This is a genomic window from Caballeronia arationis (assembly GCF_001544975.2).
Taxonomy (GTDB): domain Bacteria; phylum Pseudomonadota; class Gammaproteobacteria; order Burkholderiales; family Burkholderiaceae; genus Caballeronia; species Caballeronia arationis.
The window spans coordinates 1-888 of record NZ_FCOG02000516.1 but is presented as its reverse complement, the minus strand read 5'-3'; the positions used below and the strand labels follow the sequence as shown (position 1 = coordinate 888).

Sequence of the window (888 nt, the reverse complement as noted above, 5' to 3'; positions counted from 1 at the left end):
ATAAGGCCGTCACGGCCCTGAGCGTAGGGCCTGCAAAGCGCTGCGGTAACATATGACGTCCGCCGCCGCGCAACTGGCACGCCACGCCTATGTCTTCATTCCAGCTTCGTTTATGCTCCGTCGTCGGAACGGCGCCCGTCTTTATCGGCTCGCTCTGGGCCAATCAGGAAATCTTCACCCACTCCGAGTTCGTGCGCGGCGTGAACTGGGTCTATCTTCCTGCAGGCATCCGGCTGCTCAGCACGCTCCTGCTCGGCGCCGACGGCGCGCTCGGGTTGTTGTTCGCAAGCTGGGTTGTCGACTTCTTCTATTTCTTTCCCAACGATCCCGTGAGATCGTTCGTCGGCGGCATTATCGCGACCGCCGCGCCCTATGCAGTCTATCGCCTGGCGCGCGAGATCTATGGGCTGAACGCGTCGCTGTCGAATCTGAGCGCGGGCAGGTTGATGTTGCTCACCGTCGCGTACGCGATAGCCGGTCCGCTCTTGCACAATATCTGGTTTTGCCTGCAGGGCGACACGCACAGCGTCGCGTCGCGGTTCTTCGCGATGTTCATCGGCGATCTCGCCGGAACCGTCATGGTTATCTATACGCTCAAGGCGGCGCTGCATTTTCTGCCCGTGCCGCGCGGTCCGGAAGCGGACAGCCAGTCGGACAGTTAGTCGGCCCCCGGGTTTCCCCCGGGGGCACCATTGTTTCTCTCAGGTTCCGGGTTCGTCGTGCCCGTGATGTTCGCCACTGTACCACTTGCTTATCAATTTGATAAGATGGCGGCGCGAAATGCCGACGGCCCGTCCGGCAAAATAACAACATCACGATGATTGCCGATCCTTCCCTGACCAACGAAAGCGCGGTGAAGACGAATGCGTGGGAGACCGACGACCGCTA

General features: G+C 60.6%; 1 protein-coding gene. It reads left to right on the top strand.

The window, feature by feature from the left end:
* Nucleotides 1-89: 89 nt before the first annotated feature.
* Nucleotides 90-662: a hypothetical protein gene (locus AWB81_RS43570; protein ID WP_062644792.1), complete on the top strand. Its 573-nt coding sequence runs from the start codon at nt 90-92 to the stop codon at nt 660-662.
* Nucleotides 663-888: the final 226 nt, after the last annotated feature.

Excerpts from the sequence above, each read along its gene's own strand:
- AWB81_RS43570 (WP_062644792.1), top strand. The coding sequence starts at position 90 with ATGTCTTCATTCCAGCTTCGTTTATGCTCCGTCGTCGGAACGGCGCCC.